Below are 23,661 nucleotides of genomic sequence, written 5' to 3'. Positions count from 1 at the left end.
AGTATTAACAAATAGATAAAAAAAAGCGATTTCAATTGAAACCGCTTTTTGCTTTATTATTCTTGAGGTTCTTTCATTACGAAAGATTCCATGAATTTTGTAGTGTAATTTCCAGCCACATAATCAGGTTCATCCATTAATTGCCTGTGGAATGGAATAGTGGTTTTGATTCCTTCAATTACGAACTCATCTAAAGCACGTTTCATTTTGTTGATTGCCTCTTCTCTAGTTTGAGCAGTTGTAATCAACTTAGCAATCATAGAGTCATAATTAGGCGGAATTGAATATCCAGCATAAACGTGAGTATCCAAACGCACTCCATGACCTCCTGGTGCATGTAAAACCGTAATTTTACCTGGCGAAGGACGGAAATCATTATAAGGATCTTCAGCATTAATACGACATTCAATTGAGTGTAATTGTGGATAATAGTTTTTACCAGAAATTGGTACACCCGCTGCAACTAAAATTTGCTCACGAATTAAATCGTAATCAATAACTTGCTCTGTAATTGGATGCTCAACTTGGATACGGGTATTCATCTCCATAAAGTAGAAATTTCGGTGTTTATCAACCAAGAATTCAACCGTTCCTGCACCTTCATATTTGATATATTCTGCTGCTTTAACAGCCGCAGTCCCCATTTTTTCACGCAATTCATCTGTCATGAAAGGAGATGGCGTTTCTTCAGTTAATTTTTGGTGACGACGCTGTACCGAACAATCTCTTTCAGATAGGTGACATGCTTTTCCATAAGAATCTCCAACAACTTGAATTTCGATATGACGTGGCTCCTCAATCAATTTTTCCATGTACATGCCGTCATTCCCGAAAGCCGCAGCTGCCTCTTGACGTGCACTTTCCCAAGCCTTTTCCAATTCTTCTTCTTTCCAAATAGCACGCATTCCTTTACCACCACCACCAGCAGTAGCTTTCATCATTACAGGGTATCCAATTTCTTTAGCTACTTTTTTAGCTTGCTCAAAGTCTTCTAGAATCCCTTCTGATCCTGGAACACATGGCACTCCTGCTTCAATCATTGTTGATTTTGCAGTAGCTTTATCTCCCATTTTTTCAATCATCTCCGGAGAAGCACCAATAAATTTGATACCATGCTCCTGACAAATTTTTGAAAATTTCGCATTCTCAGATAAGAATCCATATCCTGGGTGAATAGCATCCGCATTTGTAATTTCTGCAGCCGCTATGATATTTGACATTTTTAAGTAAGAATCTTTACTTGGTGCAGGTCCAATACATACTGCTTCATCAGCAAATTTTACGTGTAAACTTTCCGCATCTACAGTTGAATATACAGCAACCGTCTTGATGCCCATTTCTCTACAAGTTCTAATTACACGTAGTGCAATTTCACCTCTATTGGCAATTAATATTTTTTTAAACATGTACTTTATAATTAGACAATTAGACAATGTGTCAATTAGACAATTATGAAGTGAAATGATTTTTCGACTCCTAACCTCTAATTTCTAACTTTTTTAAGACGGATCAACTAAAAATAATGGTTGATCAAATTCAACTGGAGACGAATCGTCTACTAAAACTTTTACAATTTTACCAGAAACTTCAGACTCGATTTCATTGAATAATTTCATTGCTTCAATCACACATAAAACATCCCCTTTTCCAATAGTCGAACCTACCTCAACAAACATTGGCTTGTCTGGAGCGGGTTTTCTATAGAAAGTACCAATAATTGGAGATTTTACAGTAATATATTTCGAATTATCATCAACTGAGGGAGTAGCAACAGGAGCATCTGAAACCAAAGGTGCAGCTACTGATTGAGGAGCCACCATTTGTGGTGCCGCATGCATCGGCATTTGTTGCACATAAGTTGTAGTCCCCTCAGCTCCTTCATTAGTTGTTTTTATGGTGATTTTAAAATCGTCCATTTCTAATTTAACTTCTGTAGCACCTGATTTAGCTACAAATTTGATTAGGTTTTGAATCTCTCTAATATCCATAATATTTGATTTAGTTAAGTTTAGTTTTGTTATTTTTTTGTGTAAGCCCATTTTAAATAAATAGCACCCCATGTGAATCCACCACCAAAAGCGGCAAAAATGATATTATCTCCTTTTTTCAATTGGTTTTCGAAATCAGATAATAATAACGGTAAGGTAGCTGATGTAGTATTTCCGTATTTTTGAATATTGATTAGAACCTTAGATTCGTCTAATTCCATACGGTTTGCAGTTGCATCGATAATTCTTCTGTTTGCCTGATGCGCGACTAACCAATTGATATCATCATGAGCTAAATTGTTTCGCTGCATGATTTTTTCACTTACATCGGCCATCCCAGAAACAGCATATTTAAAAACGGTTTTTCCGTCTTGAAAAACAAAATGCTGTTTGTTTTTAACGGTTTCTTCTGAAGGAGGTAAAATAGAACCACCTGCTTCTATTTTTAAAAATTCTCTTCCGATTCCATCACTTTTCAAGATTTCATCCTGAAGACCTAATCCTTCTGTGTTTGGTTCAAACAATACAGCTCCTGCTCCATCTCCAAAGATAATACAAGTAGCTCTGTCTGTGTAATCAATAATTGATGACATTTTATCAGCACCAATCAATAAAACTTTTTTATATTTCCCAGATGCAATATAAGCTGATGCGGTTGACATTCCGTAAAGAAAACTCGAACAAGCAGCCTGTAAATCAAATGCAAAGGCATTTGTTGCTCCTATTTGTGTAGCGACATAAACTCCTGTTGAAGCTACTGGCATATCTGGTGTTGCCGTTGCCATAATCACTAAATCAATATCTTTAGGATCTAGATTGGCTTTTTCTAGCAAGTTTTGAGCGGCTTTAATCGCCATGAAAGAAGTTCCTTGCCCTTCTTCTTTTAACAATCTTCTTTCTTTAATTCCGGTACGAGTGGTAATCCATTCGTCATTCGTATCTACTAATGTTTCCAATACTTGATTCGACAAAACAAAGTCGGGAACATAAGAACCAACTGCCGTAATTGCTGCTGTTATTTTACTCATTTTCGATTAATTTTTCCTTCTGAATTTTAAGGCTCAAAAAGTGGTGGAAATTACAAAAAAAATTTCAAACGAATCCTATTCGCTTTTATTAATTTAAAACGAATGGGTACTTAACAAAAAAACTCTCACAACGTGAGAGTTTTCTCTATTTTTCTTAATGCAATTAAGCTACTGCTTCGTTTTTATCAATTACAACCTGACCTCTATAGTACATTTTACCTTCATGCCAGTAAGCTCTGTGGTATAAGTGTGCTTCACCAGTAATTGGACATGTTGCGATTTGAGCAACTGTCGCTTTGTAATGTGTTCTTCTCTTATCTCTTCTTGTAGACGACTGTCTTCTCTTAGGATGTGCCATTGTTCTATTTTATTTATCCGTTAATAGTTTTTTTAAATTCTCCCATCTAGGGTCAATATCATTATTTTGTTGTTCTTCTTTTTTATTTTCTTTTGGAGAAAGCGATTCTAATTTTTCAATTATATCAGTCAGCGTACCATCTTTAACACCTGGATGAATCCTTCGTAATGGAACTGACAATATTATGGACTCATAAATATATTGTGCTACATTTACTTGAAATTCGCCATGAGGTAAAACGAGCAACTCCTCATTTTCATCATTATAGGCATCTCCAAACTTAACTAAAAGTTTCAATTTACCCTTTATTGGCAAATCAAATTCCTCACCCGAAACATCACAAGGCACATTTACAGTTCCTTTGTGTTTAAAATCGAGTTCAAGCATGGTGCTCTTTTTCTCTAAAACAATATCTACTTTAACCGAAACGGCATTAAACTCGTCGTAATCAAAGCTCTTAAAGAACGTATTATCTATTTGATAATCAAACTGATGCTTCCCTATTTTTAACCCCACGAATGGAATTAAATATTCTTTTAAATTGTTCATAACAACAGTTTTACCTTTTTAAAAGGTGTGCAAAGATATAAAATATTTATAAATTCAAACTAGTTGTAAACATTTTTTTGTTTATAACTGCTTTTCTTTTGTTTTCAAAGGGTTTTTAATAAGCTCTTGATAGTCATTTCTTTTATTAAAAACATCAATTGCTAAATAAACAGCTTCTTTAAACGACTCGTGATTAGCTAATCCCTTTCCTGCAATTTCATAAGCAGTGCCATGGTCAGGAGATGTTCTAATTTTATTTAATCCTGCGGTATAATTCACACCATTCCCAAAAGACAATGTTTTAAAAGGAATCAACCCCTGATCGTGATACATTGCAATTACCGCATCATATTTCTCATATTGTGCTGAACCAAAAAAACCATCAGCCGAAAAAGGCCCGAAAACCATATTCCCAGCTTCAAATAATTTTTTCAAAGCAGGTTTAATAATTTTTTCTTCCTCTTGACCAATTACACCATTATCACCCGAATGCGGATTCAACCCCAGAACAGCAACTTTTGGCTTCTCGATTTCAAAATCTTGTTTTAGTGTTTGAATAATCGTTTTAATTTTACTGGAAATTAATTTTTCATTCAAATGTTTCGACACTTCATTCACCGGAACATGATCAGTTAATAAACCTACACGTAAATCATCATGAACCATTAACATTAAAGCATCTCCCTCTAACTCTTTATCTAAATAATCGGTATGACCCGGAAATTTAAACTCCTCTGATTGAATATTATACTTATTAATAGGAGCTGTTACTAAAACATCCACAAAACCTTCTTTCAATGCTTTTGTTGCTGCTACAAAAGACTTTATAGCATAATCCCCAACAACATCATCGTTTTTTCCAAATTCTAAGTTCACCCCTTCTCGCCACACATTAAGAACATTGATTTTTCCAATCACCAATTGCTCTAATTTATCAATCCCATGAATAGCAATCTCTAAATTCAATTCCCTTCTTAGAAAAGAAACAATCTTAGCATTCGCAAAAATTACTGGCGTACACAATTCCAACATTCGATTATCTTCAAATGTTTTTAAAATTACCTCGCTTCCAATACCATTTAAATCTCCAATTGAAATTCCTACAATTATATTTTCTGCTTTTTTAACCATGAGAAATGTGATTTATTGCTTACTTTTGATGTGCAAATTTAGTAAAATTAAATCAGTTATGTTTACCGGAATTATAGAAACCCTCGGAATAATAAAAGAAATTGAAAAAGATCAAGAAAACCTTCATGTCACTATTGAGTCTGAAATCACACACGAACTAAAAATTGACCAAAGTGTAGCACATAACGGAATTTGTTTGACAGTAGTGAAAATTGAAAACAAAAATTACACTGTAACCGCCATTAAAGAAACCAGGGACAAAACTTCTATCGAGACTTGGAAAGTTGGAGATATAGTAAATTTAGAGCGCGCCATGAAACTCGGAGACAGACTAGACGGACACATTGTTCAAGGGCATGTAGATCAAATTGGAACCTGCACCAATATTAAAGAAGCCAATGGAAGCTGGGTTTTTACTTTTGAATATGATGCTTCATTGAATAACATAACAATTGAAAAGGGCTCAATAACTGTGGATGGAACAAGTCTTACCGTAGTAAATTCAGGTTTAAATGTTTTTAGTGTAGCCATTATTCCATACACTTTTGAACACAACAACTTTAACACTTTCAAAAAAGGGTCAATCGTTAATTTAGAATTTGATGTTATTGGGAAATACGTGAGTCGACTAAACGAATTAAGAAAATAAAAAAAGCTCTTATAAAGAGCTTTTTTTATTAGATATATATCTTTTAGTTAAATAAAATCCTGACAAAATTGCAAAGAACAACAAAAAGAAAATGCCTCCATCAACAGATAACCCAACGGGACCAGGAGTAGGTGGTGGTGGTGGAACCCTAGCAGGGAAAACACATTGAGTACTAAGTAAAACAACTAAAATAGTTGCGTTTTTTCTAAAAACAATTTCCATGGGGCAAAAGTATCGTTTGTGTTTTATTTTTCAACAACAAAACAAAAACTTAATAATAAGTTAACACTTAAAGACAAGCACTTAAAAAAGAAAACTCAAACTCGTATACTTAATTTAATTTGCTTTTGTATTGTTATATATTGACAAAATGTCGAAATAATTCCTAGAATAAAGTGGTCCCACCTGGGCTCGAACCAGGGACCACCTGATTATGAGTCAGGTGCTCTAACCAACTGAGCTATAGGACCGAATTGGGTGTGCAATATTAACATTAATTTTTATCACAAACAAATCTTTTTTAAATTTTATTTGATTTCCTGACAAAGTTCAATCAAAACACCATTTGTTTCTTTCGGGTGAAGAAACACAACCCATTTATTATCAGCTCCTTTCTTTGGCGTTTCATTCAGCATAGTAAAACCTTCCTTTTTAAGTCTAACCACTTCCTCTTCAATATCATTTACGTCAAAAGCAATATGATGGATTCCTTCGCCTCTTCTTTCTAGAAATTTAGCTATAGGACTATCTAAATTAGTAGCCTCAAGAAGCTCAATTTTATTAGGGCCATTCATAAAAAAAGAAGTCTTTACCCCTTCGCTCTCTACTTCCTCCTGTTTATAAGCTGGCTGTCCAAATATTTTTTCAAAAAGTTTATTTGAATCCTCTAAACTTTTAACCGCTATTCCGATATGCTCAATTTTTCTCATAACTTTAATATTGTTTAACACAAAAACAAATTTAAGCGTTTTAATAAAAATGCTCACCAAAAAAAGGAAAAATAACAAATTAACTTAACTACAAAAAAAAACGTATTTTTGCAATATGGAAACGAATAGACAAAAAAAAATAGGAGCGCTTTTACAGAACGATTTAGTGTCGATTTTACAAGGTGAGATTCGCAAAAACAACATTAACAATCTTGTTATTTCTGTATCAAAAGTAAATGTCACTACTGATTTATCAATTGCAAAAGTACATCTGAGTATATTTCCAACAGATAAAGCGGGAGAAATACTAGCGGCTATCAAAAGTAACGCACCACTTATCAAACATGATTTAGCTCAACGAGTAAAAAATCAATTGCGAAAAGTTCCTAACTTAATTTTCTATATTGACGATAGTTTGGACTATATCGAAAAAATAGACAAAGCTTTAACAGGAGATGAAAATCCAATAGAAAATCCTGATTTACTAGAAAAGAGAAAGAAATCATAATTTGAATATTCCTTTTTACATAGCCAAAAGATACACTATTAGCTTTAGTAAGAACAAAGCTATAAATATCATTACCGGTATAGCTTCCATGGGGATTATAGCTAGTACCATGGCTCTTTTTGTTTTTCTTTCTGTTTTCAGCGGACTAAAAGAGTTTACTTTAAATTTCGCAAACACCACAGATCCAGATCTTAGATTAGAAACTGTAACAGGCAAATTCTTTACCATTTCACCAAAACAAGAAGAACTTCTACGATCCAATAAAAACATTTTACATTACAGTAAAATAGTTGAGGAACGTGTTTATTTTTTATACAACAACAAAGAAATTGTTGCCCACATTAAAGGAGTAGATAAAAAATACACAAAAGTAAATGATTTCAAAAAACACTTGTATGCAGGAAACTGGTTTGAATCCAACTCACCTAATGTAGTTGTAGGTTCCGAAATCAGCAGAAAACTAGCTTTAGGCCTTTTTGATTATACAAACGCATTGGAAGTTTATGCACCAAAACCAGGCAGGGGAGACATTCAAAACCCAAATGAAGCATTTAATAAAGCTGCTTTGTTTCCTGTAGGCATATACACAATCAATGAAGCATATGATGGTAAGTATGTATTTTGCGATATCCTAATGGCTCAAAATTTACTAGGATTAAAAACAAATCAATACACTAATTTAGAAATTAAAACCACCCCTAACTTCAACGAAAAAGAAGTTAGGAATGATTTAAAAACTATATTTGGAAACAATATTAAAATAAAAAATAGAGCCCAACTAAACGATTCGCTCTATAAAATGTTGCAATCCGAAAATCTATTTATTTATCTTTTTAGTACGTTAGTTGTCATATTAACACTATTTTGTTTAGCTGGAGCTATTGTAATGATAATAATCGATAAAAAAGACAATCTAAAAACATTAAACAATATTGGTGTAAATAAAAACGCTATCCGAAATATTTTCTTCTTACAAGGAATCATTATCACGCTCTCCGGATTAACTATAGGACTGGCTTTAGCAATATTTATTGTTGTTATTCAACAGGAGTTCTCAATAATCATGATTACAACCACTATGCCCTATCCTGTTTTATTCGAATGGAACAACATACTAACCGTTGTTGCAACAATTATAATCCTTGGAATTATGTCTTCATGGATTGCCTCTGGTACCGTTACAAAAAACCTACTCAACCAGACTTAAACCTTAAAATTATTTAAATTTAAGATTTTGGCAGTGGCGCTCCTACAGCAATGTCACATCGATGACCTTCCTGCCCATGTGGTGGATTCATACCTGGAGCGGTAACAACAGTTGCATTAGTAACTGATGTTGCTTTTTGTTGCGTAGGTTGCGATGTCAATTGTGCAGGTTGAGAAACTTGAACAGGCTTGGTCACTGGCTGAGGATTACTTTGAACTTTTGGGGTTGGAGTTGAATTTAAAGGTGCTCCTACAGGAATATCGCAACGATGATTAGGCTGGCCATGCGGCGGATTAATACCTGCTGGAGTTTTTTGCGGAACTGCGCTGATAGATTGCCCCGACTGAGTAGATTGCTGAACTGGCTGCATCTGAACTTGATTACCAACTCTTTGCTTCAACCAATCTTCCCCTGAGAAAGAGGTTGCTTTAGTTTCTACATCTTTTAAATCTTTAACTTCTTCTTTCTTACAAGAAATAAAAACAAAACAAGCAAACACACTAACTAATATAATTTTCTTTTTCATATAACATTCACTTTAATAGTTTCAAATATAAAACTTTAAATCATTTGAAAAAAAAGATTAACATTTCCATTCTTAACAAAAGCCATCAACTTTCAAATTTGATGATCCTCAAAATTAGTGAAGAACAATCCATTTGTTGTGCCAAAAATAATCCCACTCTGCAGTAACAAAATCTTGTTTGGGATCGATAAGCGTTTTATACTCACCACGATTAATACTGTTCTTACAATCAATAAAAATACTAATTTGTTGATTCTCGTACTCTTTTTTTATTCGCTGACAATATTGCCAAATAAAATCGGGTTTTGTAGCTAAATTATTGATTTGCTTTTGAGTCAAATTCTTATGATAATTATACACTGCATCTTTCCCTGTAACTGCATCTTTTATTTTAATTATAATATAACCATTACGTTCTCTTAGCATCATTCTCCAGCTTAATCGATGTCCTTCTTCTGTCCAAAGCACATCACCATCAATTAAATAATGTCGCAAAGGAAATAGTAGCTGAACAAACAAAAATGGAATAAATATAGTGTAGACCAAAATTCTAGAATTTAAAACGCTAAACTCAGAAAACATTTCTTCTGTTGGTTTTCTCTTAAAAAAAAGTTGTTTTACGCTACTAGAATCGTAAAAGAAAAGTGCAAAACTTAATGCAAAAAATGGAAAGATGCCTATCTGCAAAAAAACAGCATTAAACAAATGAAAAATCAAAGAAACTAATAAAGCCAAAGTTCTTGTCTTTTTAAACAATAGAAGCGGAACTATAAGCAAATCGAAAAAAATTCCAGCATAAGCTATAAAAAGATAAAACCATTTTTGAGAAAAAATTTCTATAAAAAAAGGATTTGTTGTAGTTCCCAATAGCAGGTTCTTTGTAAAACTACCGTTGAGCCAATCTGGATACAGTTTTGCTAAAGCCGCAAACAAATAAACTATTCCAATCTGGAAAATAAAGAGCAAACTTATCCATTTAGGCATAGAATAACTTTCTTGAACTCTTTTTTGCTTAACATCAAGAGACTGGTATTGATTTGCAGGGAGAAAAATCATATAAAAACTAATAATCAATAACAAATAATAATGATTATTATAGGATGATTTTTGCATAAAATAAACCCCAGCCCAAAGCAAAGTATAAGAAATAATTGCAAATCTATAACGATAACCCAGCATTATTGAAATCCCCAGAAAACCCATTAACACAAAATACAAATACATCCCTAATCCCGGCAATGGTTGTAACCACTCCAAACCTATAAAAGAAAACGTAAACTGAGGATCTATAAAAACACGCTTAACCCAACCCGTGAAAATGGCTCCAAAACTTTCACATGCAACAAGAAATCCAAAAAAAATTCGAAAAATTATTAATGGACTATTATCGATTCTTTTAAATAAAATTTGACTCATTGCTCCTAATAAATTCAAGCGAAAACACCTTGTCTTTTTCCAACTGTTGTTGTAAAAGTTCGAGTGACTCAAATTTTTGTTCTCCTCTTACATATTCTAAAATTGAGATTTCTAAACGCTCTTTGTATATATCACTATTGAAATCAAAAAAATGCACCTCAATTGACTGTTCATTTATCCCAACTGTTGGATTAGTCCCAATATTCATCATACCAAAAAACAAAGTACTTTTGATTTTAGCAGCTACAACATAGACTCCTTTTTTGGGCAGTAGCTTATAATCTTCACTTATTTGAATATTAGCCGTTGGAAACCCAATAGTTCTCCCAATCTTTTTTCCTTCAATTACTTCTCCAGAAATAAAGTAAGCATACCCCAAAAACTGATTCGCTAAAGTGATATTTCCATCGCTTAAAGCACTTCGTATTTTAGTGGAACTAATTGCTATTTCATCTATTTCGTGAGCTCCAATTTGTTCTACTTCAAAGCCATATTTTTTTCCAAATAAAACCAAATCGTTAATATCAGCTGTTCTGTTTTTTCCAAAACGATGATCATATCCAATGATGATCTTGTAAACATTTAACTTATCTACTAAAATTTGTCTCACAAATTCCTCAGCAGACAAATTAGAAAAAGCTTCGTCAAATGGATGAACAATAAGATTATCGACCCCAAATCTATCTAACAATAGCGCTTTTTCATCTATCGTATTCAATAGTTGAATTGAGACGTCTTGTTGTAAAACCATTCGTGGGTGAGGAAAAAAGGTCAACACTACGCTTTCATAATTACAACCAAAAGAGCAAGCCTTTAACTTTTCAATGATAGATTGATGTCCCACATGAACCCCATCAAAAGTTCCTAAGGTAATAACCGTTTTCGTTAAAGAATGAAATGCAGATATGGAATTGTAGACTTTCAAAATTAAATTTTTACAAAAATAAAAAGGATTGAACAAGTTCAATCCTTTTTAAGTAATAAAATTAAAAAATTAATTTTTGATAAATTTCATTGTTTTAGTCGATCCAGCAAAATTAAGCTTTAAAAAATAAACCCCATTTGACAAACTAGACACATTTACATTTAAATCAGCATCTGATTGAATTGATTTAACAGTAATTTGTTGTCCAATACTGTTATAAATCTCAACAGTACCTTTTCTTTCAATATCAACTGGAAGATTAATTGTAAAGTTATCATTAGAAGGATTAGGATACAAATTAACATTATCTAATAACCCAAAATCATCTGTAGAAAGTGCTGCATTATTTGTAAAATAACTTTCTCTTGATATAAATGTAAAATCAGGATTTCCACTAGCAACAAAATCTGTAACATTCACTACAGTGCTTGCGCCAGCAGTAACAGTATAATACCCTTGACCAACCCCATCAAATAAACCATCACCATAAGAGTCATTAACTGACAAATAGTAACATCCATTCGCTGGTAAATTCCACACCTGATTTGTAACATATTGATATGTCCCTCCACCTTGTTGGTCTGTATATGGCCCTCCACTGTATAATGTTGTTCCAGCTTGATTTTTTAATGTCCAGGTGGTTTCAGATCCAAAAGAATCTCCAAATAAATTAAACGTGAAAGATGTAGCATTTGCATAAGCTAAAGATGCAGTTGTGCCAAATGTTTTGGATGCAGTATTGTTTGAACTTCTTTGATCTGCCACGCCATTTGCTATAGTAACAGAAACATTCAAAGTACCATTGCCTGTTGAATTAGTTAAGGTCACTACTGCATATCTATTAGGCGCTAAATTACCCGTCCAGTTCTGATTATAACTTGTACCTCCATTCATATTATAATTTAAGGTGGCTGAAGTTAAATTAGATGTCCCTCTATTATACAACAATACCCTTTTAGCAGGTGATGTTGGATTGGGCGCATCACAAGTTGGTTCAACTGTACTACACGAATTTTCAATTTTTACTTCTGCATCATTTGCAAATAAAGGTATTGCAATATTCTTTGTAGAGGTCTTTAAAGATGCTCTTCTTGGGGAGTTATTCATTACTGCTACGATACGAGCTTTTTGGTCTAATGTGAATATATTCATACAAGTATCATTTGTATAATCCATATAGTTTTGAACCATGTCATTTCCTCCACCAGGACAAGAATCTATAGTAGGACATCCTTCATTTGCAGCTCCAGCATTTGGCGTATCGGCACAGAAATCATCCGCAGTACAATCACCATCACCCCAAATATGTCGTAATCCTAAAAAGTGACCCACTTCATGAGTCATTGTTCTTCCTTTATCATATGGAGCACCATAATTTCCTCCCGGAGCTAATGAAGAGCTACCAAAAAAGCGATATCCCGCAACAACACCATCGGTAGTGGCTGCCCCGCCACTTGTATTCAATCCAGATAATCCAGAGTTACTTGGAAATTGTGCATATCCTAACAAACTTCCATTCGAGAAGTTAACAGACCACATGTTCATATATTGAGTTGCATCCCAAATAGTTGAAGGTTTAACAACTGCATCAATATCTGCGGTTGACCAAGAAGCTTCACATAAATTCACTCTATTAATACCATTTGTTGGGTTCCCATTAGGATCAACTTTTGCTAAAACAAATTCAATTTGTGTATCCGCTCCAACAGGATTCGTATTAAATCCTGGGGTACCACTCATTCTTCTAAAATCCTGAGTCATTACTGTTATTTGAGACTGAACTTGTTCGTCTGTAATGTTTTCGTTTGTTCCATAAGCATCTCCATTATGAATAACATGCACTACAACAGGTATGTAGACAATACCCCCAGATTGAGACGCTACTTGCTGTAATTGCTTTTGTTCTTCTACTAAAGGAGCTAACCATGCTTCAAATTTTGCTCTTGACGCTCTTTTAGGGTCAATAGACTGTAAATATTCTTCATACTCGTCTGTCAAACATCTAATATATCCATCCGAATTTATGTTTTTTGGAGAAATTTCTTTTCCAAATTGCATTACTTTCTTTTTTACCTGCCCAACAGTCACATTTGACAATAAAAAACAAAAAGAAAATAAAATAAAAGTAATTTTTTTCATTTCTATATTTTAAGGTTTAATAATTCAAATTTAAATAAAATTATCTAAGTTGTTAAATTAATATGCTTTTTTTGTCAAATTTGTGTTAAAAAAATATTTTTTTATGTACAATAAAAATTCAAACCGGACTTTTTTTAAAGCAATTTTCAAAAATCAAGCATTAAAAAAATGATAATTGCTCTACTTCTGATTTTACTATTTTACAGTCTTTTTCTGGGTTTTATAAATATTTTATTAGTTGAATGTAATTAAAAAGATAAATTTTACAAAAACTAACTAGGTTTGAAAACGCCCAACTCCTTTTGAGTTTTTTGAATTACTACAAGCAATAAATTTACTATCAAAACACGATAAATCTGTATTTTAATGGCGTTTTAATTATCTCCTAAAAGTATCGTAACCCGTTGGGTGTAATTATTTGAGAGAAAAAAAAGAGAATTTAGTGAAAAAAAATGGTTTAGATATTGTTCAAGATACTGAAATTCAGTACCTTGATGTCGCCAAACAAAACAATATCTATGTCAAATATAGTAAAAAATTATTTAAGAGTTTTAGAAGTTATAAGTTCTTTGAATTGTGAGTTAATTTATAAATCAGGAGTTGGAAGAAAGTAAAAAATGTCTGATTTAGAGGTTGTTGCTTTGAGTCTAACAGCTGAATTCATGTCTATTGACAGTGAAAATTCATTGTTTAAGCAGCTAAATCAAGCTGAAATTCCAAATTTAATTGAGCGAAGTCAGTTCAATAAAAGAAGAAGAAAATTGTTTTTATTTTCAGAAGAAATTAGAACCAAATTAGCTAAAGAATTTTTGGAATTCGAAGATTATTTTATTGTTGATAGCATGCCGCTTGAAATATGTAAATTTTCTCGTCATAGTAGAATAAAAATCTGTAAAGAAGAATTTGAAAGCGCTCCGTCAAAAGGATTTTGTGCCTCACAAAACAACTGGTATTTTTCACTCATTGGATATCACAAAAGCAGAAGTTCACGATATACATTTCTTGAAAAACATAAAGCAACAAATGTCTGATTGTGTGCTTCTTGGAGACAGAGGTCATTTATCTGAAAGTATTCAGCTAGATTTATTTCAAACAGTTAAAGTTAGGTTAGAAACACCAAAAAGATCAAACCAAAAAGACTATAAACAACAACCTTATATATTTAGAAAATCAAGAAAAAGAATTGAAACTTTATTTTCTCAATTATGCGATCAATTCATGATTAGAAGAAATTATGCCAAATCTTTTGAAGGTTTTAAAACTAGAATTTTAGCAAAAATAACCTCTCTAACATTAGTGCAATATATCAATAAATTTATCTTTGACAGACCAATTAATAATATCAAAATTCAAATCATTTAATTTCACCCAACGGGTTAAATTTATAACATTTTTTCATCACTAAGTGTTTTTTATTATATTTGTTATCTATTAAATTATAACCAAAATGAAAAAAACTTTACAATTCTTATTTATTTTGTTTTTAGTAGTTAGTTCAACTAATGCTCAAAACGATAAGTTCTGGAAAGAAGTTTCTGACAATGGTAACTTAGAGAAACACCCTAATGTTACACGAGAAAACTTTCCAAACGAATTTAGATTATTTCAGTTAAATCTAGAACTAATCAAACAAACTTTATTAAATGCTCCTGACAGAAAAGAAATAGGCTCAAGAGGTATTGTAATCACCATTCCAAATTCGGAAGGAAAACTAGAACGTTTTGAAATGTTTGAAGCTTCAAATTTCGATACGGAATTACAAGCAGCCTACCCAAACATAAGGGCTTATGCAGGAAATGGTATAGATGACAAATCAGCTCAGGTTAGATTAAGTTTTGGAGAAAAGTCTTTTCAAACAATGATTTTTAGATCACAAAAATCCACTGAATTCATTGAAACTTATACACCTGATGCCAAAATATTTGCTGTCTACAGTAAGAAAAACGTCAATAAAAAAACCCCTTTTACATGTTCAACTATTCAAGAACAAGAATTAATAAATGAATTAGGAAGATCACTTGACAACACCGTTTTAAGTAGCGACCCCAATCTAAGAACATTTCGCATCGCGCTTTCATGTACAGCTGAGTACGCGAATTATTTCGGGGCGACAAGTCCGTCACAAAGTGCTTTAGTCTTAACCGCTTTTAATAACACTATGACTCGTGTAAATGGAATAAACAACAGAGATTTTGCCATTCACATGAATATTATTGCCGCTAGTACAAATGTTATTTACTATAATCCTGCAACAGATCCATATTCAGATGGAGACATTGGATCAGAAGGTGCGTGGAATTTAGAATTACAAAACAATTTAAGTAACAATTTAACAGGCTCTTCAACAAGTTTAGCTGCTAATAATGCGGCTTATGATATTGGCCATTTATTTGGAGCATCAGGTGGTGGTGGTAATGCAGGTTGCATCGGTTGTATTTGCGTTAACGATACCGCTTCTACGTCAGACAGAAATAAAGGTTCTGCATTTACATCACCATCTAATGGCATTCCTGCTGGAGATAGTTTTGATGTTGATTTTGTTGCACATGAAATTGGGCACCAACTAGGAGCCAATCATACTTTCTCTCACTCATCAGAAGACAACAATGTCAACTACGAACCTGGTTCTGGTTCTACAATTATGGGATATGCTGGCATTACCAGTAAAGACGTTCAGAATTTTTCAGACGATTATTTTCATGCTGGTAGCATAGCTCAAGTTCAAACAAATATGGCTACTAAAACATGTGATGTGGAGACACCTCTAACTCATGGTGCACCCGTTGTTAATAGTGGTGGAAATTTCACTATTCCTGTAAGCACGCCTTTTACTTTGACCGGCTCTGCAACAGATACAGGTGGAGGAACACTTACTTATTGTTGGGAACAGTATAATGACGCCTTTGGAGATAGCAGCCTATGTAATATTTCTAATGCAAACCCAACTGGAGATAATGATTGTGTACCTGCCAGCACAAAAACATCAGGTCCAATTTTCAGATCATACCCCCCAACATCTAACCCTTCAAGAACATTCCCTAGACTTGAATCAATTTTAAATGGTTCACTAAGTACCTCAGGAGCTGAGATACCAGTTGAAATCTTACCATCTGTAGCGAGATCACTTAATTTCAGATTAACAGTTAGAGACAATTCTACTGTTGGAGGTGGTGGATTAACAAACTTTGCTAGCACAACAATTACAGTTGGAAACAAAGACGCTTTGACTGTTTCATATCCTGCAACTTCAAATACGAATGTCTACCCAGTCGCATCAACACATAATGTAACTTGGACAGGAACAACAAATTCAACTACGGGCCACCAAACAATAGCTGGAGCATCTACAGTAGATATTTTATTTTCTAATGACGGTGGTCAAACTTTTCCATATACCCTTGTATCAAACACACCTAATGATGGATCGCAATCTGTAACACTTCCTGCAGGAATTTCTGGTAGTGATTGCAGATTCAAAATTAAGGCAAGTGCGAATATTTTCTTCAATATTAGTAAATCTTTCGCCGTTGGAAATTACACATATCAAGCACAAAGCGTATGTACAGACTATCCTTTCAATTTAAATCAACCCATCACTGAAAGTGATGGAAGTAGCTATCCAGGTATTTCATTAAGCATAACAGACGCTTATACAATTACAGATGCAAATTTTAAAGCAAACGTAACGCATCCTAGTATAGGTCAATTCAATCTGTTAATTCTAGCGCCTTGGCAAACACAACTAAACACTGCTTTGTGGTTTAACAATGTAAGTTGTACTCAACCAAACATGGACAAATGGTTTGATGTTAGTGGCTCACCTGTTAATTGTGCAACAACTAACGATGGAGGTTCCTTTATTCCATTTTCAAGTACTAACATAAATGGTTACAATGGAAATAATAGCGCTGGTAATTGGCTAATATATTTTAAAGACGCAGTTGTAGATTCAAATGTTACAGCAGCAAGATTTAACTCTTTCACTATTCAATTATGTAGATCAGAAAATGTTGCTGTATTATCTTCTGAATCATTTGGTTTATCCAACTTTTCTATATATCCAAATCCAAATAATGGAAGTTTTAACATTGAGTTTAATTCAGATTCTAACAATGAAATCAAAGTCAATGTCCACGATATTAGAGGAAGAGAAGTGTATCAAAAATCATACTCAAATAATGGATTATTTAATGAATCTTTAGAACTTAAAAATGTTCAATCCGGAATTTATCTTGTCACAGTTCAAGATGGCGCTAAAAAAGAAGTAAAAAAGATTGTAATTCAATAATTAAAAACATCATTATAGAAAAATAGGGAAGCTAAGCTTCCCTATTTTATTTACCATTATAAGCATTCATTGTATTATTTAAACCCGCTAAAACAAAAGATCTTATAATTTCTGAACTAACTTCAAGTCGTTCTTTTAATTTTTCTTTTTCTTCTAAATCCCACTCCCCTAATACATAATCCACTTGCTGTCCTTTTTTAAAGGCATCACTGATGCCAAATCTAAAACGAGGATACTCGGTTGTATTTAATAACAATTGAATGTTTTTAAGTCCGTTATGACCCCCATCGCTTCCTTTGGTTTTGATTCGGATGGTTCCAAAAGCTAAATTCAAATCGTCGGTAATCACCAATAGATTCTCTTTTTCAATATTCTCTTTTTCCAACCAATATTTCACGGCTTTTCCACTTAAATTCATATAAGTATTTGGCTTTAACAATAACAAAGTTCTTCCTTTTATTTTTAGTTCAGCTATTTCACCCAATTTTACGGTTTGAAAAGAAATTCCTTCCTTCTTAGCTAAATAATCCAAAACTTTAAATCCGATATTGTGTCGTGTATTTGCATATTCTGAGCCAATATTTCCTAGCCCTACGATTAAGAATTTCTTCATGGGTAAACGCTCTTGTTTTTGTTTCTTAAATAGATTTGATAGCCAATTCATTTTGCAAAAGTAATGCAAAGTTTAGATACTGAAAAGCATAAAAAAAGCACCAGTAAAAACTGATGCTTCTTTTGTATAGATTGAAAAGAAATTATTTTTTCTTTTTTGCTCCTTTTTCTGCTTTTGCTGCTTCTTGAGCTGCTTTCATTGCCGCACGAGAAATTCTCACTTGACAAACTACAGTATTATCTGGGTGCATTAATTTAAAATTGTTAGTTTCAATTTTAGTAACATACAATTTATTCCCCATTTGTAATTCTGAAATGTTAGCTTCAACAAAGTCAGGTAAGAATTTAGGTAAAGCTTTTACTTTTAAACGACGTTGGTTCAAACGTAAAACACCTCCTAATAATACCCCTGGAGAAGTTCCTGTAACTTTAACTGGTACTTCCATAATGATTTCTTTGTCATCACTTAACTGGAAGAAGTCAATGTGTAAAATTTTATCAGAAACTGGGTGGAACTGAATATCTTGCATAATAACATTGTAAGATGTTCCGTTTAACTCAACTACAACTGTGTGCGCGTTTGGAGTGTAAACCAAATCTTTAAATGCTCTTTCGTCTGCAACAAAATGAACTGGTTGATTTCCTCCGTAGATAACGCAAGGAACCATTCCAGCATCACGTACGGCTTTAGTTGCCTTTTTACCTACGTTTTCTCTTTCTGATCCTTTAATCGTAATTGATTTCATTGTAAAATATATATAATTAATAAATACTTATTAAAGTGGTTCTTGATTACATCAAAAATTTCCCACTGATAGAGTTGTTGTTTTGAACCATGTGCATAACTTCTGCAAATAATGGCGCACAACTTACAACTTTTATTTTTTTCGACTCTTTTCGTAGTGGAATGGAATCGGTAACAATTAACTCTAGTAATTGCGAATTTTCAATTTTTTCGTATGCTTCTCCTGATAAAATAGGATGGGTACAGATCGCTCTTACACTTAAAGCTCCTTTTTCCATCATAACATCAGCAGCTTTAGCTAACGTTCCGCCTGTATCAATCATATCATCCACTAGGATAACATTTCTACCTTTTACTTCACCTATTAACTCCATTGTGTCGATCACATTGGCTTTTTTTCTTTGCTTATAACAAACAACTACATCCGATTCTAAAAACTTAGAATACGCATATGCTCTTTTTGACCCACCCATGTCAGGAGATGCAATAGTTAAATTTTCTAAATTTAAACTTCTCACATAAGGCAAAAAAATCGTAGAAGCAAACAAATGATCTACTGGCTTTTCAAAGAACCCTTGAATTTGATCCGCATGTAAATCCATAGTCATAATTCGAGTTGCTCCAGCAGTTTCTAATAATTTAGCAACTAATTTTGCTCCTATCGGCACTCTTGGCTTATCTTTTCTATCTTGCCTTGCCCATCCAAAATAAGGAATAACCGCAGTAATATGACGCGCTGATGCTCTTTTTGCTGCATCAATCATCAACAACAATTCCATTAAATTATCCGAACTTGGAAAAGTGGAACAAACAAGAAAAACGCGTAATCCTCTGATTGATTCCTCAAAAGAAGGCTGAAATTCGCCATCACTATATTTAGAGAACGTAATCTTACCTAGCGGAACTCCATACTTTTCAGCAATCTGTTCAGCTAAATACACACTTTGAGAACATGCAAAAATTTTTGCTTCTGGTTCTTGATACAGCATGTTAATTTATTGTTTAGTAGTTAGTTAGTGTTGTGTCGTATAAACGAGGTGCAAATTTAGAAATAAAATTGAACTTCGAAAGCATATTTTTAACTATTTTTTTATGATTTGAAGAAATATTTTTTACATTTGCACCCACTTAATGATAGAAACATCATATTCCATTGCCCGGATGGCGGAATTGGTAGACGCGCACGACTCAAACTCGTGTACTTAGGTGTGTGGGTTCGATTCCCACTCCGGGTACGATTTTAACTACAAAATCATCCAAAACCCCTTAAATCATACGATTTAAGGGGTTTTTTCATTTTCAATCCCTCCAAATTGTTCAAGAAATAGCATTCGCAAGGTGTCCAATTAGGTGACCTATTTTGAAATTCAAAAAAGAAGCTTAAAATTTTATTGGGAAATTTCCAAAATACATATTGAATTCCCTAAAAAAAATCCCAACATGAAGTTGGGATAAATTTTACTTACTCATTTCTACAAAATATTTATAGAATAAAGGAATAGTCTCAATTCCTTTCAAATAATTAAATACTCCAAAATGTTCATTTGGTGAATGAATCGCATCACTATCCAGACCAAATCCCATTAAAATTGTTTTCGACTTCAATTCTTTTTCAAATAAGGCAACTATAGGTATACTTCCTCCTGAACGAACAGGAATTGCTGGAACACCAAAAGTCTCTGTATAAGCCTTGTTGGCTGCCTTATAACCCACACTATCAATTGGCGTTACATACCCTTGTCCTCCATGATGTGGTTTTACAAGCACTCTAACTGATTTTGGAGCGATACTCTCAAAATGCTTTTTAAATAATTCTGTAATTTCTTCCCAATCTTGATTTGGAACCAAACGCATTGAAATTTTAGCATATGCTTTACTCGCAATAACAGTCTTAGCTCCTTCACCAGTATATCCACCCCAAATTCCATTAACATCTAAAGTTGGACGAATCGAATTTCTTTCGTTGGTAACATAACCTACCTCTCCGTGAACATCTTCAATGTCAAGAGCTTTTTTGTACTTTTCTAACGAAAAAGGTGCCTTTGCCATTTCAGCTCTTTCTTCAACTGAAAGTTCCTCAACTTTATCATAAAACCCAGGAATAGTGATATGATTATTTTCATCATGAAGCGATGCAATCATTTTAGCAAGCACATTTATAGGATTAGCTACAGCTCCGCCATATAAACCTGAATGCAAATCTCTATTCGGACCTGTTACCTCTACTTCAACATAACTCAACCCCCTTAGACCAGTTGTAATAGAAGGCTGTTGATTCGAAATCATACCTGTATCAGAAATCAAAATAACATCATTGGCTAATTTTTCTTGATTTCGCTCCACAAACCAACCTAAACTTTTAGAACCAACTTCCTCCTCACCTTCTATCATGAATTTCACATTACAAGGCAAACAATTGTTTTGAATCATATATTCAAACGCTTTTACATGCATATACATTTGCCCTTTATCATCACATGCGCCGCGTGCAAAAATAGCACCCTCTGGATGAATTTCTGTTGTTTTAATTACTGGTTCAAAAGGAGGTGAAGTCCACAACTCAATTGGATCTGGTGGCTGTACGTCATAATGACCATATACTAAAACCGTTGGTAGATTTTTATCGATAATTTTTTCTCCATAAACGATTGGATAACCAGGCGTCTCACATAGCTCTACAAAATCGCAACCTGCTTTCTCTAAGCTTGCTTTAACTGCTTCAGCTGTTAGTACTACATCATGAGCATAAGCACTATCGGCACTTACTGATGGTATTTTTAAAAGTTCGATTAACTCGTTTAAAAAACGCTCTTTATTTTCTTGAACGTACTGTCTTATATTATCCATTGTGTTTTTTTGATAAAATTCAAAAATACAAAAAATGTTCAAATCAAATTAATAAATTTGTTACTTATAATACGAAACGATAAAAACAAATCCTTTGAAAGCAGAGAAAAACCAATTTACAAAAAAGGAAATCCAATCAAAACTGGAATACTACTGTGCTTATCAGGAGCGGTGTTACAAAGAGGTAGAAGAAAAATTGTATTCGTTTTCATTAAACCTTTCAGAAAAAGAAGAAATCCTTACCTATCTGATAGAACATAATTTCATTAACGAAGAACGTTTTGCACAAAGTTTTGTTCGCGGCAAACACAACTATAAATTTTGGGGTAAAAACCGCATTGTAAACGAATTAAAATTTAGAAACATCTCCTCTCGCATCATCACCAGCGCTTTAAAAGAAATTTCCGAAGAAAACTATTTAGAAAATTTCCATAAATTGGCCGAAAAACATTGGAACAACATCACCGAACGAAAAGGCCCAAAAAAGAACAAAAAGTTCGTCGATTTTCTGCTTCGCAAAGGCTATGAAACACATTTGATTTATGATAAGTTGAATGAATTGAACAATTAGCCAATGAGCTAAAGTGGCTATACGGCAATTAAAATAATTGACGCATTGGCATATCGTCAAATTGACACATTAACCTTATCTTTGTAAAAAAATATTCCATGCTAGAAAATAAAGACCAATCAAGAACCAATCTATCGCAATTAGGCGAATTTGGTTTAATCGAACACTTAACTAAAAACTTTACAATTAATCAAGAATCTACGCTAAAAAGTATTGGAGACGATGCAGCAGTATTGAATTTTGGCGATAAAAAAGCGGTAATTTCAACCGATTTATTAGTGGAAGGTGTTCATTTTGATTTGGCGTACATGCCGTTAAAACATTTAGGATACAAAGCCGTTGTTGCCAATGTATCTGATATTTGCGCGATGAACGCAACACCTACGCAAATTACCGTTTCAATAGCGGTTTCGAATCGTTTTCCCCTGGAAGCTTTAGAAGAATTGTTTGAAGGTGTAACGTTAGCGTCAAAAATTTACAATGTAGATGTCATTGGTGGCGATACGACTTCTTCACAAAAAGGATTAATTATTAGCATTACCGCTATTGGAGAAGCAAATTTAGAAGATATCGTATACAGAAATGGTGCAAAAGAAAACGATTTATTAGTAGTATCTGGAGATATTGGTGCGGCTTACATGGGATTACAAGTTTTGGAACGCGAAAAACAAGTGTTTCAAGTGAATCCAAATAACCAACCAGTTTTAGATGATTACACCTATTTAATCGAACGTCAATTAAAACCAGAAGCGCGTAACGACATTAAAGAATTACTAAAAAAACTAGAAATCAAGCCAACATCTATGATAGATATTTCAGACGGTTTATCGTCCGAAATTTTACATTTATGCAAACAAAGTAATGTAGGATGTAATTTATACGAAGAGAAAATTCCTGTAGATCCTCAATTGATTAATGTATGTGAAGAATTTAATTTGGACATTACAACTGTTGCGTTAAGCGGTGGCGAAGATTACGAATTGCTTTTCACGATTAAAATGGAAGATTTTGATAAAATCAAAGGCAATCCAAACTTCACAGTAATCGGACACATGGTCGCGGCTACAGAAGGAAATCATTTAATCACTAGAGCAAATACTAAGATTGAATTGAAAGCAAGAGGTTGGAATGCTCTGAGTGAGTAGAAAATAGAAACGAATTAACTCAAACGTCACTTCGAGTGATTTTATAAAGTAAAAGTGCTAATTTTTGCTTTGTAAAATTGTATCGAGAACTGTAGCAACG

At 33.4% G+C, this 23,661-nt stretch carries 21 protein-coding genes, 2 tRNA genes and 1 pseudogene; 8 read left to right on the top strand and 16 right to left on the bottom strand.

Features of this window, described 5'->3' with window-relative positions:
• Positions 1–56: 56 nt before the first annotated feature.
• The 6 genes from accC to pdxA form a co-directional block, all read right to left on the bottom strand.
• The gene (gene accC, locus BUE95_RS04865) at positions 57–1,406 is read right to left on the bottom strand and encodes an acetyl-CoA carboxylase biotin carboxylase subunit (protein ID WP_073581943.1); all 1,350 of its coding nucleotides are present in this window, start codon (positions 1,404–1,406) and stop codon (positions 57–59) included.
• Between the two features lie 93 nt (positions 1,407–1,499).
• A complete protein-coding gene (accB, locus tag BUE95_RS04860; RefSeq protein ID WP_073582456.1) occupies positions 1,500–1,988 on the bottom strand; it encodes an acetyl-CoA carboxylase biotin carboxyl carrier protein in 489 nt (162 codons plus the stop codon).
• 29 nt (positions 1,989–2,017) lie between these two features.
• Complete coding sequence (locus BUE95_RS04855; protein WP_073581941.1) at positions 2,018–3,016, bottom strand: beta-ketoacyl-ACP synthase III; 999 nt, start codon at positions 3,014–3,016, stop codon at positions 2,018–2,020.
• 163 nt (positions 3,017–3,179) lie between these two features.
• Positions 3,180–3,374, bottom strand: a complete 195-nt coding sequence (gene rpmF, locus BUE95_RS04850; protein ID WP_008255033.1) for a 50S ribosomal protein L32 — start codon at positions 3,372–3,374, stop codon at positions 3,180–3,182.
• 9 nt (positions 3,375–3,383) lie between these two features.
• Entirely contained in the window at positions 3,384–3,923 is a 540-nt protein-coding gene (locus BUE95_RS04845; protein WP_073581939.1) for a YceD family protein, read from the bottom strand.
• Between the two features lie 81 nt (positions 3,924–4,004).
• Positions 4,005–5,054, bottom strand: coding sequence for a 4-hydroxythreonine-4-phosphate dehydrogenase PdxA (gene pdxA, locus BUE95_RS04840; RefSeq protein ID WP_073581937.1), 1,050 nt, complete (start codon positions 5,052–5,054; stop codon positions 4,005–4,007).
• Positions 5,055–5,112: 58 nt separating this feature from the next.
• Between pdxA and BUE95_RS04835 the strand changes: the two genes are divergently transcribed.
• Positions 5,113–5,703, top strand: a complete 591-nt coding sequence (locus tag BUE95_RS04835; protein WP_073582454.1) for a riboflavin synthase — start codon at positions 5,113–5,115, stop codon at positions 5,701–5,703.
• A 396-nt stretch (positions 5,704–6,099) separates the two neighbouring features.
• Here the strand turns inward: BUE95_RS04835 and BUE95_RS04825 are convergent.
• Positions 6,100–6,173 (bottom strand) — tRNA-Ile (locus tag BUE95_RS04825).
• Positions 6,174–6,230: 57 nt separating this feature from the next.
• Positions 6,231–6,632, bottom strand: a complete 402-nt coding sequence (mce, locus tag BUE95_RS04820) for a methylmalonyl-CoA epimerase (protein WP_073582452.1) — start codon at positions 6,630–6,632, stop codon at positions 6,231–6,233.
• 115 nt (positions 6,633–6,747) lie between these two features.
• On the opposite strand from mce, the gene rbfA reads away from it, so the two are divergent.
• A complete protein-coding gene (gene rbfA, locus BUE95_RS04815) occupies positions 6,748–7,140 on the top strand; it encodes a 30S ribosome-binding factor RbfA (protein ID WP_073581933.1) in 393 nt (130 codons plus the stop codon).
• 1 nt (position 7,141) lies between these two features.
• Positions 7,142–8,347, top strand: a complete 1,206-nt coding sequence (locus BUE95_RS04810) for an ABC transporter permease (RefSeq protein WP_073581931.1) — start codon at positions 7,142–7,144, stop codon at positions 8,345–8,347.
• A gap of 19 nt (positions 8,348–8,366) precedes the next feature.
• Here the strand turns inward: BUE95_RS04810 and BUE95_RS04805 are convergent, their stop codons facing one another.
• The 4 genes from BUE95_RS04805 to BUE95_RS13630 form a co-directional block, all read right to left on the bottom strand.
• Complete coding sequence (locus tag BUE95_RS04805; RefSeq protein ID WP_073581929.1) at positions 8,367–8,873, bottom strand: hypothetical protein; 507 nt, start codon at positions 8,871–8,873, stop codon at positions 8,367–8,369.
• Positions 8,874–8,987: 114 nt separating this feature from the next.
• A complete protein-coding gene (locus BUE95_RS04800) occupies positions 8,988–10,289 on the bottom strand; it encodes an HTTM domain-containing protein (protein WP_073581927.1) in 1,302 nt (433 codons plus the stop codon).
• Positions 10,270–11,214, bottom strand: coding sequence for a bifunctional riboflavin kinase/FAD synthetase (locus BUE95_RS04795; protein WP_073582450.1), 945 nt, complete (start codon positions 11,212–11,214; stop codon positions 10,270–10,272). The genes BUE95_RS04800 and BUE95_RS04795 overlap by 20 nt, the downstream gene beginning before the upstream one ends.
• Positions 11,215–11,283: 69 nt before the next feature.
• Positions 11,284–13,353, bottom strand: coding sequence for a T9SS type A sorting domain-containing protein (locus BUE95_RS13630; RefSeq protein WP_073581925.1), 2,070 nt, complete (start codon positions 13,351–13,353; stop codon positions 11,284–11,286).
• A gap of 518 nt (positions 13,354–13,871) precedes the next feature.
• Between BUE95_RS13630 and BUE95_RS04785 the strand changes: the two are divergent.
• Positions 13,872–14,715, top strand: a pseudogene (locus BUE95_RS04785) (IS982 family transposase).
• 85 nt (positions 14,716–14,800) lie between these two features.
• Complete coding sequence (locus BUE95_RS04780) at positions 14,801–17,641, top strand: zinc-dependent metalloprotease (RefSeq protein WP_073581923.1); 2,841 nt, start codon at positions 14,801–14,803, stop codon at positions 17,639–17,641.
• 46 nt (positions 17,642–17,687) lie between these two features.
• Here the strand turns inward: BUE95_RS04780 and pth are convergent, their stop codons facing one another.
• The 3 genes from pth to BUE95_RS04765 form a co-directional block, all read right to left on the bottom strand.
• Entirely contained in the window at positions 17,688–18,305 is a 618-nt protein-coding gene (gene pth / locus BUE95_RS04775) for an aminoacyl-tRNA hydrolase (RefSeq protein WP_143165226.1), read from the bottom strand.
• 91 nt (positions 18,306–18,396) lie between these two features.
• Entirely contained in the window at positions 18,397–18,999 is a 603-nt protein-coding gene (locus BUE95_RS04770; protein WP_073581921.1) for a 50S ribosomal protein L25/general stress protein Ctc, read from the bottom strand.
• Between the two features lie 46 nt (positions 19,000–19,045).
• Positions 19,046–19,987, bottom strand: coding sequence for a ribose-phosphate pyrophosphokinase (locus BUE95_RS04765; protein WP_073581919.1), 942 nt, complete (start codon positions 19,985–19,987; stop codon positions 19,046–19,048).
• A 166-nt stretch (positions 19,988–20,153) separates the two neighbouring features.
• Here BUE95_RS04765 and BUE95_RS04760 point away from each other — a divergent pair.
• Positions 20,154–20,233, top strand: a tRNA-Leu gene (locus BUE95_RS04760).
• Between the two features lie 223 nt (positions 20,234–20,456).
• Here BUE95_RS04760 and BUE95_RS04755 read toward each other — a convergent pair.
• The gene (locus BUE95_RS04755) at positions 20,457–21,845 is read right to left on the bottom strand and encodes a dipeptidase (protein WP_073581917.1); all 1,389 of its coding nucleotides are present in this window, start codon (positions 21,843–21,845) and stop codon (positions 20,457–20,459) included.
• A 94-nt stretch (positions 21,846–21,939) separates the two neighbouring features.
• Here BUE95_RS04755 and BUE95_RS04750 point away from each other — a divergent pair, with 94 nt between their 5' ends.
• Both BUE95_RS04750 and thiL read left to right on the top strand, forming a co-directional pair.
• Complete coding sequence (locus BUE95_RS04750) at positions 21,940–22,416, top strand: regulatory protein RecX (protein WP_234977625.1); 477 nt, start codon at positions 21,940–21,942, stop codon at positions 22,414–22,416.
• 98 nt (positions 22,417–22,514) lie between these two features.
• A complete protein-coding gene (gene thiL / locus BUE95_RS04745) occupies positions 22,515–23,561 on the top strand; it encodes a thiamine-phosphate kinase (protein WP_073581915.1) in 1,047 nt (348 codons plus the stop codon).
• The last annotated feature ends 100 nt before the right edge of the window (positions 23,562–23,661 follow it).

It is taken from the genome of Flavobacterium cucumis (genome assembly GCF_900148835.1).
In the GTDB taxonomy this organism is placed as follows: Bacteria; Bacteroidota; Bacteroidia; order Flavobacteriales; family Flavobacteriaceae; genus Flavobacterium; species Flavobacterium cucumis.
Note: the sequence above shows the minus strand (reverse complement) of the source record. Positions and strands in the feature narration are given on the sequence as shown.

Coding starts and splice junctions, on each gene's coding strand:
- BUE95_RS04765 (WP_073581919.1), bottom strand. CDS start 19,987: ATGCTGTATCAAGAACCAGAAGCAAAAATTTTTGCATGTTCTCAAAGT.
- BUE95_RS04770 (WP_073581921.1), bottom strand. CDS start 18,999: ATGAAATCAATTACGATTAAAGGATCAGAAAGAGAAAACGTAGGTAAA.
- accC (WP_073581943.1), bottom strand. CDS start 1,406: ATGTTTAAAAAAATATTAATTGCCAATAGAGGTGAAATTGCACTACGT.
- mce (WP_073582452.1), bottom strand. CDS start 6,632: ATGAGAAAAATTGAGCATATCGGAATAGCGGTTAAAAGTTTAGAGGAT.
- accB (WP_073582456.1), bottom strand. CDS start 1,988: ATGGATATTAGAGAGATTCAAAACCTAATCAAATTTGTAGCTAAATCA.
- BUE95_RS04755 (WP_073581917.1), bottom strand. CDS start 21,845: ATGGATAATATAAGACAGTACGTTCAAGAAAATAAAGAGCGTTTTTTA.
- BUE95_RS04800 (WP_073581927.1), bottom strand. CDS start 10,289: ATGAGTCAAATTTTATTTAAAAGAATCGATAATAGTCCATTAATAATT.
- pth (WP_143165226.1), bottom strand. CDS start 18,305: ATGAATTGGCTATCAAATCTATTTAAGAAACAAAAACAAGAGCGTTTA.
- rpmF (WP_008255033.1), bottom strand. CDS start 3,374: ATGGCACATCCTAAGAGAAGACAGTCGTCTACAAGAAGAGATAAGAGA.
- BUE95_RS04855 (WP_073581941.1), bottom strand. CDS start 3,016: ATGAGTAAAATAACAGCAGCAATTACGGCAGTTGGTTCTTATGTTCCC.
- rbfA (WP_073581933.1), top strand. CDS start 6,748: ATGGAAACGAATAGACAAAAAAAAATAGGAGCGCTTTTACAGAACGAT.
- BUE95_RS04805 (WP_073581929.1), bottom strand. CDS start 8,873: ATGAAAAAGAAAATTATATTAGTTAGTGTGTTTGCTTGTTTTGTTTTT.
- pdxA (WP_073581937.1), bottom strand. CDS start 5,054: ATGGTTAAAAAAGCAGAAAATATAATTGTAGGAATTTCAATTGGAGAT.
- BUE95_RS13630 (WP_073581925.1), bottom strand. CDS start 13,353: ATGAAAAAAATTACTTTTATTTTATTTTCTTTTTGTTTTTTATTGTCA.
- thiL (WP_073581915.1), top strand. CDS start 22,515: ATGCTAGAAAATAAAGACCAATCAAGAACCAATCTATCGCAATTAGGC.
- BUE95_RS04835 (WP_073582454.1), top strand. CDS start 5,113: ATGTTTACCGGAATTATAGAAACCCTCGGAATAATAAAAGAAATTGAA.
- BUE95_RS04845 (WP_073581939.1), bottom strand. CDS start 3,923: ATGAACAATTTAAAAGAATATTTAATTCCATTCGTGGGGTTAAAAATA.
- BUE95_RS04780 (WP_073581923.1), top strand. CDS start 14,801: ATGAAAAAAACTTTACAATTCTTATTTATTTTGTTTTTAGTAGTTAGT.